We start from the raw sequence: 16,497 nt of genomic DNA, 5'->3' as shown, positions 1-16,497 counted from the left end.
AGGAACAGTCACCTCACGATCACACACGACCAGCCCGCACTGATCGACCCCGAACACCGCACAGCCGAACTGCTCGACCCCGAAACCGGCGCGGCAACCCAGACGATCCAGCTCGATCTGCCCGCCGACGACGAAGTGGTCGTCAGCGGCTCCACCGATCAGGCGCGAGTGCTCATCGTGACCGGTAGCCGGGGTGAACTGATCTCGTGCACCTTCGCCGGCGGCTGCACCGCGCCGGTGAAACTCAGCTCGGCGGGTACGGACCTCGGGAATCCGATCGAGATCAACAACCACGCCGTGGTGCCCGACTACTCCACCGGTCAGGCCACGATCGTCGACCTGGTCGGCTCGCGCGTGGTGGCCCAGCGCCAGCTGTTCGACCGGCCGGCCCGGTTCGAGCTGATCACCCACGACGGGATCATCTTCTTCAACGACCCCAACAGCAACGCGGCCGGGGTGCTGGATCTGACAGGCGATGTCCGGACGGTCACCAAGTACGCGGAAGGACCCGCGGCGGGCGACGTGCCGCCCACACCCGATCCGCGCACGAAAGCGGACCAGGTGACGAAGATCGACCAGCGGAAGCAGCAGCAGGGCCTGGGGCTTCCCGGCCGGACGAACAGCACCACCCCACCACAACCCGCGCCGAAGCCCACAGCGTCCATCGTCGTCCGTCCTGGCGTGCAGGGCGTGGTCGGTGACGAGTTCGAGCTGACGATGGTGCTGCAGCCGCCGAGCGCGGCCAAGGTCGGCTGGGTCTTCGGGGACGACACCCCGGCGGAGGGAGGCATCACAGTCCGCCACCGGTGGCAGCGACCGGGCACCTTCACCGTCCGTGCGACCGCGACCCGCGACAACGGCGAAACGGTGCAGTCGGAGACCGCGGTGACCGTGGCTCCGGCAGGGACACCGCCGAGCATCGCCCGGCTCGACATCCAGCGGCCACGGCCGGTGATCGGCGAGTCGGTGCACTTCAGCGCGGACACCACCGGGCAGCGGCCGGACAGCTGGCGGTGGACCGTCACCAAGCCCGGCACGGCCGCTCCCGAGGTGACCTCGGACACGGCCGCCTTCGACCACAGGTTCGCCGCGACTGGCGTCTACACGGTCTCACTCACCATCACGAGCGGCGCCAAGACCGCTCAGTCCACCAAGCAGCTCACCGTCTCGCGCGGCGCCGTCAAGGTCTGGGGCGAGGACCCCAACGAGGTCCTGAGGGAGGTTCCGGAGGCCGCCTCGAACGGTGTGATCGCGATCGACGGTGGGGACCGGCACTGCCTCGCGCTGAAGGCGGACGGCTCCGTCATCGCCTGGGGTGACGACAGGTCCGGCCAGACGAAGGTGCCCGCGAACGCGTCCAGCGGCGTGGTTGCCATCTCCGCCGGGGGTGGCCACAATCTGGCGCTCAAATCGGACGGCTCCGTCATCGCCTGGGGTAGCGACAGCTCTGATCAGTCAACGGTTCCGCCGGAGGCCTTGCACGACGTGATCGCGATCGCCGCCGGTGGTGACCACAGCCTGGCGCTCAAATCGGACGGCTCGGTGGTGGCCTGGGGCAGCGACGTCATGGATCAGATCAAGGTTCCCGACGCGGCCAAGAGCGGCGTCACCGCGATCGCCACCGGCAACGGCAGCCACAGCCTGGCGTTGAAGTCGGACGGCTCCGTGATCACCTGGGGGCGCGACGCCTGGGTGAGAACGGAGGTGCCGCCCACGGCCAAGAGCGGCGTGGTCGGAATCTCCGTGGGAAGCGGCCGATCCCTGGCGTTGAAGTCGGACGGCTCGATCATCCGGTGGGGGGCCGAGTGGGACGGTGAGATCCAGCCACCATCCGGACCTCAGCGCGACATCGTCTCGTTCAACACCAACACCGACCACACCCTGGCCTTGAAGGCGGACGGCTCCGTGATCGGCTGGGGACCTGAAGGGGAGGGTCAGACGTCGCTACCGCCGCAGTACGACCACCACGTGCTGGACGTCGCCACTGGCACTGGCTTCAGCATGGTCATCGTGGACGGGCTCGGCTGACGCTCTACGAGTAGCGGGCACGGGTGGCCTGGCGGAGCTCGCGCCAGGCCGCCGCGACCTCTGCGGGGTCGCCGCCGAACGCGCCGGAGCGCAGCAGCGCGGAGTCCGCGTTGAGGCGGGCGAGGTTGCGCTCGTAGATGACCGAGTCGTCGCGGTCGAGCTGCACGGCGAACTCCCCGAGCGAGGAGAAGGCGCCGTCGTGCAGTTCGAGCAGGCTGCGCAGGAACTCGTAGTCGGCAAAGGCCCACTCGAACGCGGTGCCGTCGACGACGTTGAAGAAAACTCTGCTCAACACTTGCCTCAGTTGCACGCTCAACGCCTGACGGGGCGGCGCGCCGTCCCACGTGGGAAGGGCGGCGGCGTGCCGGGGATCGACGACGTTGCGCAGCGCCAAAGCACGCAGCACCAAGATCGTGCGGCCATCCGCGTCCACCGAGGTCTGGCACAACAGGCGGTGCACGAGTTCTTCCCGGTCCGACGCGACCGCTGCCACGCCCATCACGTAGACCAGCAGCAACGCCGGGTACAGGGCCGCGTTGACCCACACGTCCTGCGCGCCGCGGTCACGCGGCGACGGGCGCAGGAAGCGATCGACCAGCGCGGTCCACAGGTCGTCGTGCCGACGATCGCCGGAGCGGACGCCGATCGCGACGAGCCGCAGTAGCGGGGCCAGGTCGTGTTCGTAGCCGGTGAGCCGTTTCTCCAGCTCGGCGGGCAGTTCGCTGTCGTCCAGGTGGCCGGAGACCGGGTAGCGCGACTCGGTCAGCAGCTCGAGCACGGACGACGCCGCGGCCTGGACGCGGTCGGTCACCGTGTGCCCGACCGGTTCGGCCAGAGCGCGACGGAACTCCGTGACCGGACTGCGCAGTTCACCTTCTGCCGGCCGGTCCACTCGTGGCGCCGGTGGTGCGGCCTTCGCGGTCACCAGTTCAGGGACCAGCTCGACCAGCTCGTCGACCAGGCGGGGCAGGTCCAGGTCGTCGCTGCGGTGGTGGATGCGCAGGTACTGGCAGCGGGCCAGGCGCTTCAGGGCGTCCGGCAGGTCGGCTTCGGCGAGGGGGTCGATGCCGTCCATCAGCACCGGGATGACGCGCAGGCCGCACTGGAAGGCTTCGGTGATCTCGCGGCGCACCCAGTCGTCGGACTTCTCGAGCCGGCGGACGCCCTCGCGGTCCACGGCGCCTGACCAGCGCGGGCCGATGATCGCCAGCAGGACCTCGCACCGGCGCAGGCCGCTCAGGATCTCGCGGGAGAAGTCCTCGCCGAGGCGGATGGACTGGCTTGCGTAGAAGACCTGGTCAGCCCCGAAGCGCGCGCTCAACTCCCGCTTGACCAGGGCAGCAGCCCATTCACCGTCTCCGGTGCGGTAGTTGACGAACACGCCAGGCATCGCCCGAACCCTCTCATATGTGCGCTCTGGCGTGGAGATTACTTACTGCCGCCGGGCGGCTGCGCACAGGGAACGGAACAACATTGGAGTGAGTGCATCGGGTGCCGATACTGTCCCTTGACGTGGAGAAACGCCTGTTCGCGCTGACGTTGGCCCTGCTCCTCGCCGTGGGGTTCCTGGTGAGCCCGGAGCCGGGGGCCTCCGGCGGGCGGACGCTGATCCGCGACGCGTCCATGGTGCTCACGATGGACCCGGCGCTGGGCACGCTCCAGGACGCCGACGTGCTGATCGACGGCGACCACGTCGCGGCGGTCGGGCGCGGGGTGTCGGCTGAGGGTGCGCGGGTGGTCGACGGACGGGGCAAGATCGTCCTGCCTGGGTTCGTGGACCTGCACACGCACCTGTGGCAGTCGTTGATCCGGGGATGCGCGACGGACAAGGAGCTCAACGGGTGGCTCGGCGGCTGTGTGCTGCCGTTGCAGGGCTCAACGGTGAACGACAAGGACGCGTACGCGGGCGTGCGATTGTCCACACTGGACGCGATCGCCACCGGAGTGACGACGGTGACGGACTGGTCGCACGCCTTCAACCCGGACTTCGTGCGTGGCAACCTGAAGGCGCTCCAGGACTCCCAGCAGCGGTTCGTCTTCGCGTTCATGGCGGGCACGGACCCGTGGATCGCCCCTGAGGCCCGCCGGATCAAAACCGAAGTGATCGACCGCAACCCGTTGGCACACCTGCAGATCGGCACGCACCCGGCGAGCTGGAACGTGGCGGGCGTCGAGGCGTCCGAGAAGCTCGCCGAAGAGCTGGGAGTGCCGTTGAACGTGCACTTGCTGGAGTCCAAGGCGGACCCCGCGACCGATCAGATGGGAGTGCTGCGCCGCGCCGGTGCGATCAGGCCCGGGCTGCTGGCGAACCACGTGATCCACGCGACCGACGCGGAGCTGGACGAGTTGGCGGCGAACGACGTGAGAATCGCGCACAACCCGCTTTCCAACATGCGCCTGGCTTCCGGCATCGCGAAGGTGCCGGACCTGAAGGCGCGCAACATGAAGATCGGCCTCGGCCTCGACGGCGGCACGAACGACACGTCCGACATGTTCAACAACATGCGCGCCGCGGTCGGCCTGCAGCGGGCACAGTCCGCGGACCCCGGCCGTTACCCGACGCCCGCGGACGTGCTGCGGATGGCGACCCTGGGCGGTGCGGAAGCGTTGGGGCTGGACGCGGAGATCGGCTCGCTGAAGCCCGGCAAGAAGGCCGACCTGCAGGTGGTCAACGCCCAGGCGCTCAACTTCGCGCCCCGGTTCGACTGGGCCAGCCAGCTCGTCTTCAACACGCAGCCGGTCAACGTGCAGTGGGTGTTCGTGAACGGCGTGGCGCTCAAGAAGGAGGGCAAGCTCGTGGGCGACACCGACCGCGTGATCGCCGACGCTCAGGCGGCCTCCGACCGGGTGCGGGCGATCTTGCCGTCGAAATAGCGGTTCAGCACCGGCGCCAGCAGCGAACCGAACCGCGCCAGCACCTTCATGCTCAGGTCCGGGCAGATGAGGAACCGGCGCTTCTCGATCCCGGCCACGATCGCCCGCGCCACCACCGAAGCGGGCAACGGCTTGACCGTCCCGCTGATCGCGAACGTCTCGGCGGGCTTGAACCGGTTCTCCTCGGCCAGCTGGGGCGTGTCGACGTCCGGCGGGAACACCACGCCCACGTGGACGCCGTGCGGCCGCAGCTCCGCCCGCAAGGACTCCATCAGCCCGCGCACCGCGAACTTCGCCGGCCCGTACGCGCTGTAGCCGTAGATCCCGAGCAGCGCCGTGGCAGACGACACCGCCACCACGCTCCCCTGCCCGCGCTCGACCATGGACGGCACCACCGCCCGCACCACGTTCAGCGTGCCGAAGTAGTCGACCTCGATCATCTGCCGGAACGCGTCGTCCGGCAGCTCCAGGAACCTGCCGGGCCGCGCCACCCCCGCGCAGCTGACCAGCACGTCGCACGGTCCCAGCTCGGCCAGCACCTTCGTGACACCGGCCACGTCCGCCACGTCGACCGCGCGGAAGTCCACCTGGGCCCCGGTCGCGCGCAGCTCCTGCGCCGCCGTCTCCAGCCGGTACCTGCCGCGGGCCAGCAACGACAGGCGCGCCCCGCGGGCCGCGAGCAGGCGCGCGGTCTCCAGCCCGATGCCGCTGGACCCGCCGGTGATGATCACGTGCTTGCCGTTGAACATCGGCACAGCGTGTCCAACGACTGGTGGCGAGTCCATCCGCCAAATGCCTGTCACATTCGAGGCAGATGGAGCGATGTGATCACCGAGGGAGGCGTGGTGGCGAAGTCGTTGAAGTCGGGGACGGGCCGGATCGTGGCCGCGATCGTGCTGGTGGGCGCGATCGGGGGCCTGGTGCTGGTGCTGCGGGCGTCCGCGGAGCAGAACTCGTGGGCCAGCACCGAGGGCGTGGTGCAGGAGCGGCTGAAGTCGGGCAAGAGCGTGTCGGTCAAGGTCGAGTTCCCGGCCCCGGACGGCACGAAGCAGGTCATGACGCTGTCCGAGAACGGGTCGGCGCACCCGCCCGGTGACCGGGTGACGGTCCGCTACGACGTCGAGAACGGCCGCGTCGTCGAAGCCGCCCTGGCTGACAACGACCAGGCGCACTGGGTGGCGGGGATCATGCTGGGCGTCCTGGCCCTCGGCGCGCTGTTCGCGAACCTCATCGCCTGGACGCCCAAGCGCCGTGACTAGCACTTCACCCAGTAGTTCGGTGACGTCTGGCGGATGCTGCTGCTCGTGAACGTGTTCCACAGGCCGAGTGCTTGGTTCGAGCCCAGCGCGTAGGTCTGGCCGTAGAGGGCGTAAGCGCGGCCGGCGGTGGTGTGCGCGTAGTTGCTCGCGGTCACGCAGTCCGGGGTTGGCGTGGTTGGCGGAGTGGTCGGCTGGCCAGTGGTCATCGCCTTGACCATGTTCACGATCGCGGTCATCTGCGGGCCGGTCTTGAGCGCGTACTGGGCGGACTGGTAGCCCCACCAGTCCCAGCAGCCGCGCGGGTTGCCGGTCATCGTGGTCGCCTGCGGATACAGCACGATCATGTTGTTGGTGTCGGCGTACTCGTTGAGATAACCCTTGTCCATCAACGCGTTGCCGACGAGACCGTAGTACTGGTAGCAGCCGTGCAACGTCACCATCAGCTTGCACGGCCCGCTCTCGCACGCCCGCGGCACGTACGCGAACCCCTCCCGGCCCATGCTGACCGCCGCCGCGTTGCCGCCGGGCACGTAGCCGCTCTGGTCGAACTGCACGAACTTGCCGGACAACGTCGAGGCCGCCGGGTTCACCTGGCCGAACAGATGCCCGAGCATCTCCTTCACCGGATCGGCAGTCCCGCAGTTGTTGACGTACGGCGACGACGTGGAGCCGCAGCTGTTCGGACCGATCGGACTCACCCAGGCATGCCCGGCCGCAGAGGTGTTGTTGTAGGCCGCCCGAGCGCCGAAATCGCGGTAGTAGGTGGCGAGATCGTCGTTCACCGCCGGGTCGACCGTCTCGTCCGCCGTGCCGTGGAACAGCCACACCGGGTCACCCGACAGGTTCTGCGGTGGATCAACTGTGCCCTGGGTTGCCCGGCTCCTGGTCAGTTCCTCCAGCTGAGCAGGCGTCTTTCGCGCTTGGAAGGTGTCCATGCACGCGAACTGGGCGGTGTTCACGCTGTTCTGGGCGCAGTCGTAGGCACCGGCGGAGAAGATGCCCGCGCCCTGGAAGATGCTGGAGTACGCGACGTGCAGCTGGTTGGCCAGGAAGCCGCCGGATGACAGGCCGCTGACGTAGGTGCCGGTGATGTCGTACCTGGCAAGGGATCCCGGTTGCGGCGCCGGGACCGCGGCCATCGAGATCGACAGGGAGGTCGTGGCCACACCGGTGGCCATCGCCAGTCCCAGCAACGCTTTCCTCAGTCGCATGCGCTCGCCTCCGTCATTGCAGGCAGGACAACAGCACCGAGGCTAGGAGCGGGCAACCGGACCGCACCACGTGTGCGGTCAACACTTCGAACCTCCGCCTTACGTCGCACCTCACCACTAGGGTCTGATGGGTGACCATGTTCGCGACGGTGAACGTCGAACGACCGGACCCGCGACTCGCCCGCGCCTGGCTGGAAGCCTCGGTCACCCACCTGTTCCCCGACCTCTGGGCACTCCCCCGCGCCGGCCATGTCACGGTCACGCCGTACGAGGACGGCCCGATCAACACCTGGAAACGCACCCCAGAGCGCTGGGAGCAGGCACTGGCGGCGCTCGACCAGCCGGACACCATCCCGGAGACCGTCTCGGTCGGCCTGGTCCAGGGCGAGCGGTTCGGGCGCGCTTCCGCAGGCTGGGCGAGTGACCGGGGCGTGGAACTGGGAGCAGGCACCTCGAACGACGCCGACTGGTTCGGCTTCCTGGTCAGCCTGCTGGCCGACGCCAACCCCTCCTACGGCCAGGTGTCATCGAGCGCGGAGGGCGCGAGCACGTACACCGAGCTGGACATGGCTCTGCTGCGCCATGCCCGCGAGTCGTTCGTCGCCGGCCGGACCGCGTTGCGCGGCTACTCCTGGATCACCGTCGTCCCCGCCGAGCTGGCCGGCCGCGTGGATCCGTCCACAATGCACAGAACGGCCTCACTCCCCGGCGGTGGCCTGATCCTGCAGGCGACCGCGACTCCCGCCGAGTACGACGAGGCCGCGGTGTGCAAGGTGTTCCGCGCAGTTGCACAGGCACTGCCGCCCGGCCTGCCGAAGCAGCCTCCGGCGCGGAACCTGCAGGTCGTCTTCGAGGACGCGTCCACAGTCGGGTGATCTGCCCGCGGCGGACGGCCGGTACCGCTACGGTGAGTTCGTGCTGACAGCGTGGGGGCTGACCAAGGCGTACGAGGGACGCCGGGTCGTTGACCAGGTGGGTTTCGAGCTGCAACCGGGAACCGTGACGGCCTTCCTCGGGCCCAACGGCGCGGGCAAGTCGACGACCCTGCGGATGATCACCGGGCTGACCCGGCCGGACCACGGCCAGGCGACGGTCGCGGGACGCCCGTTCACCGCGTGGCCCAACCCGTCGCACGTGGCCGGGGTGCTCCTCGACGCGGCCGCTGTCCATCCTGGACGGAGCGGGCGCGGCCACCTGCGGATGGCCGCCACGCTCGCCGGCGTGCCGAGCCGCCGGGCGGACGAGGTGCTGGAGATGCTGGGCCTGGCCGACGCGGCGACGCGCAAGATCGGCAAGTACAGCCTCGGCATGCGCCAGCGCCTGGGCATCGCGCACGCCCTGCTCACCAACCCACCGCTGCTGGTGCTCGACGAACCGATCAACGGCCTCGACCCGGAGGGCATCCGTGCGGTGCGCACCCTGTTGCGGGGGCACGCTTCCCGGGGTGGCACGGTGTTGTTGTCCAGCCACGTGCTGTCCGAAGTGGACCAAACGGCGGACCGCGTGCTGGTGATCGGCAACGGCCGCATCGTGGCGGACGGTCCACTGGCGAGCCTGACGACTTCTTCGCGTTCTCTGGTGCGGGCCAAGGACATGCAGCGGCTGGCGGAGGCGTTGCAACGGGGCGGCGTCGCGATCCAGCCCGCGCCGGACGGCTTCATCGCCGCGCACGCGCCGGTCGAGCGGGTCTCGGACGTCACGTTCGCCGCCGGCGTCCCGTTGCTCGGCCTGCGCGAGGAGCAGATGAGCCTGGAAGATCTGTTCTTCCGCCTGACTTCGGGGAGCAGGGCATGACCCAGACCTACACACCGCCCGTCCAGCGCGCGGCCGGCCGTTCACCGTTCTGGCGGCTCGTGGCGGTCGAGGCGCGCAAGCTCGTGGGCACGCGCTCGGACAAGCTCGTGCTCGCGTTCGCGCCGGTCTTCCTGGTCGGCCTGATGCTGCTGTTCACACTCCCCCAGACGAACCTGGCGAGCGCGGGCAAGCAGATCGGGCCGTTGCTGATCGCGGTCCAAATAGGACTGCTGCTGGTGTTCGCGACCGTGATCAAGCTCGTCGCGGGCGAATGGCAGTACAAGAGCGTGCAGCCGACGTTGCTGGTGCAGCCCTCCCGCATGCGCTACTTCCTCGCGCAGGGCACGGTTCTGGCCGGAGTGTGGCTGGTCTGCTCGCTGGTCACGTTCATCCTGTTCCCGATGCTGATCAAGACCACCGCGCACGGCCTGAACCACAACTACCTGCTGGGCATGCGACCGGGCTGGGTGCTCGGCGTGACCATGCTGGCCACCGCACTGGTGCTGCTCACCGCGCTGATCATCTCGTTGCTGGTGCCGAACACCGGTGGTTCGCTCACGGTGTTCTTCATCGTGGTGCCGATCCTGATGGTGGCGCGGCTCTCCCTGCCGGAGGTGTTCGGCCTGATCTACCCGCTCGAGGCGGCCTGGCACCTGGCCGGGCTCGGCACCGGGTGGACGCAGACCATCTGCTCGCTGGTGTTGTGGTCGGCGCTGCTCGGTTTCTCGTTGTTCCGCCTGCAGCGCCGCGACGCGGGCTAACGAGCGCGGCTGCCGCCGTTCTCGTCGAGCAGCGGCAGCAGCTTCTCCGCCGCGGTCTTGGCCGCAGGACAGAACTCCCGCAGAGCCCGGTCGATCGGCTGGTCGACGTCCTGCTTCGTCAACGCCATGCTCTCGTTGAAGTCCATCGCGGCCCGCACCTCGAACGGCAGCTCGGACCCGGTGTCCACGGTGACCGTGCAGGACTCGTTGACCTCACCGCTGATCGCCGTGGTGGCGTAGTAGCGGTCGAGCAGGATCGAGCGCTGGAAGTAGTGGGCCGTACCGCGGTCGCCGTTCCAGACGTCCACGAAGTGCCGCGCGTTCGACTTCCGCCCGGCGCCCGGCCCGAGCAGCCCGATCGTCAGCGTGCCCCACTCCATGTCCGCGTTGCAGGTCCCGCCCATGCCGGTGACCGGTTTCTTCACGCTGCCCAGCAACGACTGCAGGTTCGACGGCAGCGTCTCGCACGTGCTGTCGAAGACCGGCTTGCGCGAGAGGTTGAAGTCGAGGTTGTCGTAGGCGATCGCCTGCTGGTCCAGCACCGGCGCGGGCGAGCCGAGCGGCGGCTCCGGCGGCGCGGTGCACGCGGTGGCGGCTGCAGCGGTGACCAGAAGTGCGGTGAAACGAGCACGCGTCCCCATACCCGCCAGTTCAGCACATCCGCGCCGGCTCCGTGCCGGTTTGGGAACACTTCACCCGTCCCACGACCGGGTGACTCCGTCCACAATGCACAAATGACCTGGGGCAGAAACAGTCTTCTCTGAACGGTTTTTGTTCCCTGTTTCCCGTTGGTGGGAATTCCTTGCGACCGAACCCGGCTGTCGCTACGGTGGAACTCACTTGGGGGAAAGACTTTCTGGGGGCTTCACGTGCAGGCGTGACCTGCTGATCCGGCATCGGCCGGGGTGACTTTCGTTCAGTTCTGGGGGATTTCTTGCGCGCCGGGGTCCAATTGGACGGTGCGCGGCTGACGGCCGCGCTCCGCCGAAAGATTCTCTTCGTGGTCGTCGTCAGCCAGGTGTTCGGCAGCATCGGCGCCGCCGTCGGCTACACCGTGTCCACAGTGGTCGCCACCGACCTCGCGGGGTCGACGGCCGTGGTCGGCTTCACGCTGACGGCGTCGAGCCTGTGCACGATCGCGGCGACCGCGCTCATCGCCCGCATCACGGACGCCCGCGGCAGACGCGCGGGCCTGGTGTTCGGCTACCTCGCCGCCGCCGTCGGCGCCGCGGTGTGCGTCGCGGGTATCACGATGAAGTCCTTTCCGGTCTTCGTGATCGGCGGTGTGCTGGTCAGCCTGGCCAGCGTCACGAACTTCCAGTCCCGGTTCGCGGTCGCGGACCTCGCCGGGGAGAACGACTCCTCGCGCGGCATCTCGATCGTCGTCTGGGTGACGACGATCGGCGGCATCGCCGGCCCGAACGCGAGCGCGCTGGGAATGGTGCTCGGCACCGGGATCTCCCTCCCGGCCTGGGCTGGTGTCTACCTCATCGCGGGCGCCGGTTTCGCCCTGGCCGCCGTGGTGCTCGCCTGCTTGCTGCGTCCCGATCCACTGCTCCTCAAGCGCCGCAGCACCCCTGCCGAGGAGCAACCGGCGAAAGCCGGTGCGCTGACCCGTTTCCGCGCCGGCGCGGCCGCCATCCGCGGCAGCGGGACGGCGACCTTCGCGGTCGTCGCCACGGCGGTAGGACACACGGTGATGGTCTCCGTGATGACCTGGACGCCGGTGCACATGACGCACGGGGAGTCCGCGATCGGGGTGATCGGCCTGGTGCTGAGCGCCCATTTCGCCGGCATGTTCGCGTTCTCCCCGGTCTTCGGCTGGCTGGCGAGCAGGATCGGCCCCATCCCGGTGATCACCGCGTCGACCGTCGTCATGCTCGCCGCCCTGGTCGTGGGAGGCACCGCGCCGGCCCATGAGCACGTGCGGCTGGGCGTCGCGCTGTTCCTGCTGGGACTGGGCTGGTGCGGCATGTTCGTCACCGGCTCGGCGCTGCTCACCGACTCGGTCGAGGTGGACGCGCGACCGGCGGCCCAGGGACTGTCCGACGTGGTCATGTGGACCGGAAGCGCGATCGCCGCGGCGGGCGCGGGCACCGTGCACGAGTGGTACGGGTTCGGATGGCTCAACGTGCTCTGCGGCGTGCTCGTGCTGCCCGCCCTCGTTCTCGGTGTGCGTCATCTGGTCGCGGGTCGGTCATGAACACCACCCTGCGCACCTGGCGGCAGCTCCTGCAGGACGACCCGGTGCCCCGCACCGGCCGGTACGAGCCGCGCAGCAGCGGACTGACCGCGGCGCTGCGGATCGTCGAGTCCGGTGTCCTGGACAGCGGGCCGGGTCTGCGGGCCGTGCCGTCCGCGGGAGCCGTGCACCCGTACGAGATCCTCGTCGTGGCGGACGACGACGGCAGGCCGGCCCTCTTCCAGGTCGATCCCGCGAGACGGGTCTGCCTGCGCACCGAGGCCAGTCCTCTCCTGCTGCCGGACCCGCCCCGCGGCGGGGCGCACGTGCTCCTGCTGACCCGGCCGTGGCTGTCGATGCGCAAGTACGGGCGCCGCGGCTACCTGTACGTGCAGCTAGACCTCGCCCACCTCGCCACCAACCTGCTCGGTGTCGCGTTGTCCCTCGGTGTGGACGCGGCGCTGCGGCTTCGCCTGCCGCGCGAGGCGATGCGCGAACGGCTGGGCCGGTTCGGCGCGCACCGCGAGATCCACAGCGTGCTCACGCTCGGGCCGTCGCCGGGTGCCGCGGTGGCCGGCTGGAGGTTCCGCGACGGCACGTTCCGGGCTCAGGACGCACTCCTCGACGATCTGGAGTCGTTGTGCTGGAACGGCTTGCCGCCCGGCCTCGTGGACGGCAGCGGCACGCCGAACGCCGCCGTGCGGGCGCCGCTGGTGGCCGGCGAGGGCTCGCTCGCGGTCGCGCGATGGGCTGATCTGTCCAGGAAACGGCGCTCCAGCAAGGGTTTCGCTCCTGGCGCGGTCGCGACCACCGCGGTGACGGCCGTGGCCGGTACCGCGCTGGCGACCGATCTCGGGCTGGACCAGGACCGCGTCGTGATGAGCGTCGTGGAACCGCACGGGGCCGACACCGATCACGTCGTGTCCGCGTGCCACGACCAGGAACATCTGCGGCACGCGAGCGCGTTCGCCGTGTTCCACACCGACTCGGGTGACACCGGGGCCGAGTCGCACCTGCTGCGGGAGGACCTGTTCCGCGCGGGCGCCGCCGGCCAGCTGCTGTACCTCGGAGCCGCCGCGGAACGGGTCGGCGTGACCGCTGTCGGCGGGTTCAGCCCGAGGGCGTGGCGCGAGCTCGCGGGCCTCCCGGCGGGGCGGGAGGTGCTGTACCTCGTCGCGCTGGGCCGCGACGGCGTGCAGACGGTGAAACTCGACCGTGGCGAACGCGCCACGGCACACGGGGAGTGAGTGCGGTGCTGAACGAAGTGCTGGCCGAGGTGTGCCGGCGGTACGGTGCGCGGCTCGCCGTCGCGGATCGCGCACAGTCGTTGTCGTACGAGGAGCTCGCGTCGCGCGCCGGGAATCTCGCCGGTCAGATCCCCACCGGCGCGCGGGTCGGGCTGTGCGCCACGAACTCGGTGGACCTCGTCGTCGCCTACGCGGCGGTGCTGCGGGCGGGGGCTGTCCCGTTCCTGGTCGACCGGGCGATGGGCCCTGCCGAGCTGGATCACATCATCGGCAGCTGCGCCCTCGATCTCGTGGTGCACGACCGCCCGCTGCCGCCGGACCACCGCGCGGGCACCAGCCGGGCGTTCGGGTCGCACACCCTCACGCCGTACAGCGTGGCGCCGCGCGCACGACTGCTCGACACGACCGAGGTCTGCCGGTTCACCTCCGGCTCGACGGGTTTCCCGCAGTGCATCGAGTTCTCCGGCGACGCCGTGCACAGCGCCGCCGCGAACTGGATGCGCGGCACCGGGCTCGGCGGCGACGACCGCGTGCTCTGCTACGCGGGCCTGTCCAACGGGCTCGCGTTCAACACCTCCCTGCTCGCCGTCTTCCTGGCCGGGGCGTCGCTGCACCTGGCGACCGGGCTGCCGGCCGCGGGCAGCGTGGTGAGGTCGATCAGCGGCACCGCGGCGACACGGCTCACCGGGTTTCCCGCGCTCTACGACTCGTTGGCGCGGCGCACACCACCTCCCGGGACGTTCGCGGACATCCGCGTCGCCGTCTCGTCCGGCGCGCGGCTGAGCACCGAGACCGCGGAGCTGTTGCGCGAGCGGTGCGGGCTGCACGTCAGCGACTACTACGGCATCGCGGAAACAGGTCCGCTGACGTTCGCGACCGGGCAGACCGGCGGCCTCGGCGCACCGCTGCCCGGCGTCGGTCTGCGCACCGGTGCCGGCGGAGAGCTGCTCGTGCGCAGCGCCTCGATGGGATCGAGGTACCACAACGCTCCCGGCGTGTTCGAGGCGAAGCTCGACGCCGACGGGTACTACCGCACCGGCGACCTCGGCCATCTGGACCGCGGCGGACTGGTGCTGACCGGGCGGATCAGCCACGTGCTCAACGTCGGCGGGCGCAAGATCGACCCGATCGAGGTCAGACGGGTGCTGTGCGAGCTGCCCGGCGTGGACGACGCCGTCGTGTTCGGCGCGGCCAAACCGGGTGGCGACGACATGGTCGTCGCCGTGGTGGCCAGCCGTGCGGCCGTCACGGCGGCAGAGCTGCGGACGGGCTGCTTCGAGCGGCTCGCGGCGTTCAAGGTGCCGGAGCGCGTCCACGTCGTGGAGACGCTGCCGCGCAACAGCATCGGCAAACCGACACTGGCGGCCGTCCGCGCGATCGCGGGCGTGTCAGAGCACTGATCGAAGGGGAACTCATGCTGACGACTTCCGCATTGCGGGACCGGCTGGCGCAGCTCATCTCGGAGGCGAGCGACGGCACCGTGACGGTCCAAGAGGTGCTGGCGCACGAGAACGAGCTGAGCGCGCTGGGCATCCCGTCCCTGTCGCAGCTGCGCGCGATCGACGCGATCGAGAACGAGTTCGGTGTCGCGCTCGATCTGGAAGCCGAGGACACGTCCTATTTGGACAGCATCAAGGGGCTGACGGGTTACCTGGCGGAACAGGGGCTGTCACTCGATGGTTGAACCGTCCGCGGGACTCGTCGGGTCGTCCGGCAGGCTCGGCACGGCGATCCGCGCGGTGTGCGCCGAACGCGGGATGCCGGTGGTGCTGGAGGCGACGTCGTCGGGCATCGTCCGGCGGGCGGACCCGGACGTCGTGATCTGCGCCGCCCACCGGGAGGCGCTGGACACGGCGGCCGGACTGTGCCGCGACACCGGTGCCGCGCTGGTGCTGTGCGCGTCCGGACTCCTGCCGGAGGACCTCGTCCAGGTGCGGGAGCTGAGCCGTGCCGTTCCCGTCGTGGTGGCCCCCAACCTCGCTCTGGGCCACTGGCTCCAGCTGCGCGTGGTGCGGTCGATCGCCGAGCTGGCCGCGAAGGCGGCACCACCGCCACAGGCCACTGTGGACGAACGGCACCCGGTGACGAAGGCGCATCGGCCCAGCACCACCGCGGAGGTGCTCGCGGAGGCCTGGCAGGAGCACGCGGGGTTCGCGGCCACCGAGGTCGTCTCGCTGCGCACCGGCCTCCCGGTCAGCGAGCACGCGCTGAGGGTGACGTTCGCGGGCGAGTCGCTCGCCGTGCACCACGACGTGCGGGACCTGCGGGCAGCCGCGAACGGCGCACTGCTGGCGGCGCGCTGGGCCACCACCGCGCCGAGCGGCCTCCACCCCATGAGCGCGGTGTACGACCACATGTTCGGAGTTGATGAGCGGTGAGCGTTCAGGCAGAAGGCGTCGAGACCCCGCTGCGCAAGGGGCTGCGCACGCAGGTCGCCCTGGCGGCCAGGGCTCTCTCGCTCGGTGGTCACGACGACTTCAACCAGGGCCAGGTGTCCGCACGGGCACCCGGCTCCGACCAGTTCGCGATCAAGGCCGCGCTGCAGGGCTTCGACGAGTGCACACCGGACGACGTGGTGTGGGCGTCGACCGATCCCGCTCGGCCGCCGGACCCGATGGCTCCCCCGGAACTGCCGCTGCACCAGGCGATCTACGCCGCCCGGCCGGACGTGAACGCCATCGTGCACAGCCACGCGCCGTACACGCTGGTGTTCGGTGCGTCGGATCTCGAGCTGCGGCCGATCTCGCACGACGGCGCCTTCCTGACCGGCCGGGCCGGCAGGTTCACCGACAGCAGCAACACGATTCTCGACATCGAGATGGGCGAGCAGGTCGCACTGGCGCTGGGGGACGACCCGTGCGTCCTGCTGCGCAACCACGGCGGAGTGGTCGTGGGCAAGAGTGTCCGGCACGCCACGGTCTACGCCTATCTGCTGGAACGGGCGTGCCAGCTGCAGCTCATGGCCGAGAGCGCGCTGACGGAGTACCACACGTCCTCCTGGCCGGACGTGGTCGGCAAGCGCGAGTTCATCTACGCGGATCTGTCGATCCGCTCGTACTGGGAGTACTGCGTGCGCCGGGTGCGGCGCACCTGGCCGGAGGCGGCCCGGTGGTGACCGGGCACAGCGGTGACGAGGGGCAG

General features: G+C 69.9%; 16 protein-coding genes. 12 read left to right on the top strand and 4 right to left on the bottom strand.

The window, feature by feature from the left end; translation table 11 throughout:
• Positions 1 to 2,028 (top strand): PKD domain-containing protein (locus ABZX92_RS12900; protein WP_355557516.1); only part of this gene is annotated, 2,028 nt, incomplete at its 5' end.
• 4 nt (positions 2,029 to 2,032) lie between these two features.
• Here the strand turns inward: ABZX92_RS12900 and ABZX92_RS12895 are convergent.
• Positions 2,033 to 3,418 carry a toll/interleukin-1 receptor domain-containing protein gene (locus ABZX92_RS12895; RefSeq protein ID WP_355557513.1) on the bottom strand — a complete coding sequence of 462 codons (1,386 nt, stop codon included), beginning with the start codon at positions 3,416 to 3,418 and terminating at the stop codon, positions 2,033 to 2,035.
• 122 nt (positions 3,419 to 3,540) lie between these two features.
• Here ABZX92_RS12895 and ABZX92_RS12890 point away from each other — a divergent pair, with 122 nt between their 5' ends.
• Entirely contained in the window at positions 3,541 to 4,902 is a 1,362-nt protein-coding gene (locus ABZX92_RS12890) for an amidohydrolase family protein (protein ID WP_355557510.1), read from the top strand.
• Here the strand turns inward: ABZX92_RS12890 and ABZX92_RS12885 are convergent.
• On the bottom strand, positions 4,857 to 5,651 hold the full coding sequence (locus ABZX92_RS12885) for an SDR family oxidoreductase (protein ID WP_355557507.1): 795 nt from the start codon (positions 5,649 to 5,651) through the stop codon (positions 4,857 to 4,859). The two genes, ABZX92_RS12890 and ABZX92_RS12885, sit on opposite strands and share 46 nt — an antisense overlap.
• Before the next feature lie 75 nt (positions 5,652 to 5,726).
• Between ABZX92_RS12885 and ABZX92_RS12880 the strand changes: the two genes are divergently transcribed.
• On the top strand, positions 5,727 to 6,161 hold the full coding sequence (locus ABZX92_RS12880) for a DUF3592 domain-containing protein (protein ID WP_355557504.1): 435 nt from the start codon (positions 5,727 to 5,729) through the stop codon (positions 6,159 to 6,161).
• Here ABZX92_RS12880 and ABZX92_RS12875 read toward each other — a convergent pair.
• Positions 6,158 to 7,372 carry a PHB depolymerase family esterase gene (locus tag ABZX92_RS12875; RefSeq protein ID WP_355557501.1) on the bottom strand — a complete coding sequence of 405 codons (1,215 nt, stop codon included), beginning with the start codon at positions 7,370 to 7,372 and terminating at the stop codon, positions 6,158 to 6,160. The two genes, ABZX92_RS12880 and ABZX92_RS12875, sit on opposite strands and share 4 nt — an antisense overlap.
• A 131-nt stretch (positions 7,373 to 7,503) precedes the next feature.
• On the opposite strand from ABZX92_RS12875, the gene ABZX92_RS12870 reads away from it, so the two are divergent.
• Genes ABZX92_RS12870 through ABZX92_RS12860 form a run of 3 tightly spaced genes read left to right on the top strand, consistent with a single transcriptional unit; the run spans position 7,504 to position 9,927 of the window.
• Positions 7,504 to 8,247 (top strand): hypothetical protein, encoded by a 744-nt coding sequence (locus tag ABZX92_RS12870; protein ID WP_355557498.1) that lies wholly within the window; start codon positions 7,504 to 7,506, stop codon positions 8,245 to 8,247.
• A 40-nt stretch (positions 8,248 to 8,287) separates the two neighbouring features.
• Positions 8,288 to 9,166 (top strand): ATP-binding cassette domain-containing protein, encoded by an 879-nt coding sequence (locus ABZX92_RS12865; protein WP_355557495.1) that lies wholly within the window; start codon positions 8,288 to 8,290, stop codon positions 9,164 to 9,166.
• Positions 9,163 to 9,927, top strand: coding sequence for a hypothetical protein (locus tag ABZX92_RS12860; protein WP_355557492.1), 765 nt, complete (start codon positions 9,163 to 9,165; stop codon positions 9,925 to 9,927). The genes ABZX92_RS12865 and ABZX92_RS12860 overlap by 4 nt, the downstream gene beginning before the upstream one ends.
• Here ABZX92_RS12860 and ABZX92_RS12855 read toward each other — a convergent pair.
• The gene (locus ABZX92_RS12855; protein WP_355557489.1) at positions 9,924 to 10,568 is read right to left on the bottom strand and encodes a hypothetical protein; all 645 of its coding nucleotides are present in this window, start codon (positions 10,566 to 10,568) and stop codon (positions 9,924 to 9,926) included. The two genes, ABZX92_RS12860 and ABZX92_RS12855, sit on opposite strands and share 4 nt — an antisense overlap.
• 359 nt (positions 10,569 to 10,927) lie before the next feature.
• Here ABZX92_RS12855 and ABZX92_RS12850 point away from each other — a divergent pair, with 359 nt between their 5' ends.
• The 6 genes from ABZX92_RS12850 to ABZX92_RS12825 are packed head-to-tail and all read left to right on the top strand — an operon-like array spanning position 10,928 to position 16,471.
• A complete protein-coding gene (locus tag ABZX92_RS12850) occupies positions 10,928 to 12,130 on the top strand; it encodes an MFS transporter (protein WP_355557486.1) in 1,203 nt (400 codons plus the stop codon).
• Entirely contained in the window at positions 12,127 to 13,356 is a 1,230-nt protein-coding gene (locus tag ABZX92_RS12845; protein ID WP_355557483.1) for a nitroreductase family protein, read from the top strand. The genes ABZX92_RS12850 and ABZX92_RS12845 overlap by 4 nt, the downstream gene beginning before the upstream one ends.
• A gap of 5 nt (positions 13,357 to 13,361) precedes the next feature.
• A complete protein-coding gene (locus tag ABZX92_RS12840; protein WP_355557481.1) occupies positions 13,362 to 14,756 on the top strand; it encodes a class I adenylate-forming enzyme family protein in 1,395 nt (464 codons plus the stop codon).
• A gap of 14 nt (positions 14,757 to 14,770) precedes the next feature.
• The gene (locus tag ABZX92_RS12835) at positions 14,771 to 15,040 is read left to right on the top strand and encodes a hypothetical protein (protein ID WP_355557478.1); all 270 of its coding nucleotides are present in this window, start codon (positions 14,771 to 14,773) and stop codon (positions 15,038 to 15,040) included.
• Positions 15,033 to 15,734: a dihydrodipicolinate reductase C-terminal domain-containing protein gene (locus tag ABZX92_RS12830; protein ID WP_355557475.1), complete on the top strand. Its 702-nt coding sequence runs from the start codon at positions 15,033 to 15,035 to the stop codon at positions 15,732 to 15,734. Before ABZX92_RS12835 ends, ABZX92_RS12830 begins: the two co-directional genes overlap by 8 nt.
• Entirely contained in the window at positions 15,731 to 16,471 is a 741-nt protein-coding gene (locus ABZX92_RS12825; protein ID WP_355557473.1) for a class II aldolase/adducin family protein, read from the top strand. The genes ABZX92_RS12830 and ABZX92_RS12825 overlap by 4 nt, the downstream gene beginning before the upstream one ends.
• The last annotated feature ends 26 nt before the right edge of the window (positions 16,472 to 16,497 follow it).

The sequence above is a fragment of the Lentzea sp. NPDC006480 genome (assembly GCF_040611995.1).
GTDB lineage: Bacteria > Actinomycetota > Actinomycetes > Mycobacteriales > Pseudonocardiaceae > Lentzea.
This window is presented reverse-complemented; position numbering and strand designations above follow the sequence as displayed.

Coding starts and splice junctions, on each gene's coding strand:
- ABZX92_RS12895 (WP_355557513.1), bottom strand. CDS start 3,418: ATGCCTGGCGTGTTCGTCAACTACCGCACCGGAGACGGTGAATGGGCT.
- ABZX92_RS12885 (WP_355557507.1), bottom strand. CDS start 5,651: ATGTTCAACGGCAAGCACGTGATCATCACCGGCGGGTCCAGCGGCATC.
- ABZX92_RS12875 (WP_355557501.1), bottom strand. CDS start 7,372: ATGCGACTGAGGAAAGCGTTGCTGGGACTGGCGATGGCCACCGGTGTG.
- ABZX92_RS12860 (WP_355557492.1), top strand. CDS start 9,163: ATGACCCAGACCTACACACCGCCCGTCCAGCGCGCGGCCGGCCGTTCA.
- ABZX92_RS12855 (WP_355557489.1), bottom strand. CDS start 10,568: ATGGGGACGCGTGCTCGTTTCACCGCACTTCTGGTCACCGCTGCAGCC.
- ABZX92_RS12845 (WP_355557483.1), top strand. CDS start 12,127: ATGAACACCACCCTGCGCACCTGGCGGCAGCTCCTGCAGGACGACCCG.
- ABZX92_RS12835 (WP_355557478.1), top strand. CDS start 14,771: ATGCTGACGACTTCCGCATTGCGGGACCGGCTGGCGCAGCTCATCTCG.
- ABZX92_RS12830 (WP_355557475.1), top strand. CDS start 15,033: ATGGTTGAACCGTCCGCGGGACTCGTCGGGTCGTCCGGCAGGCTCGGC.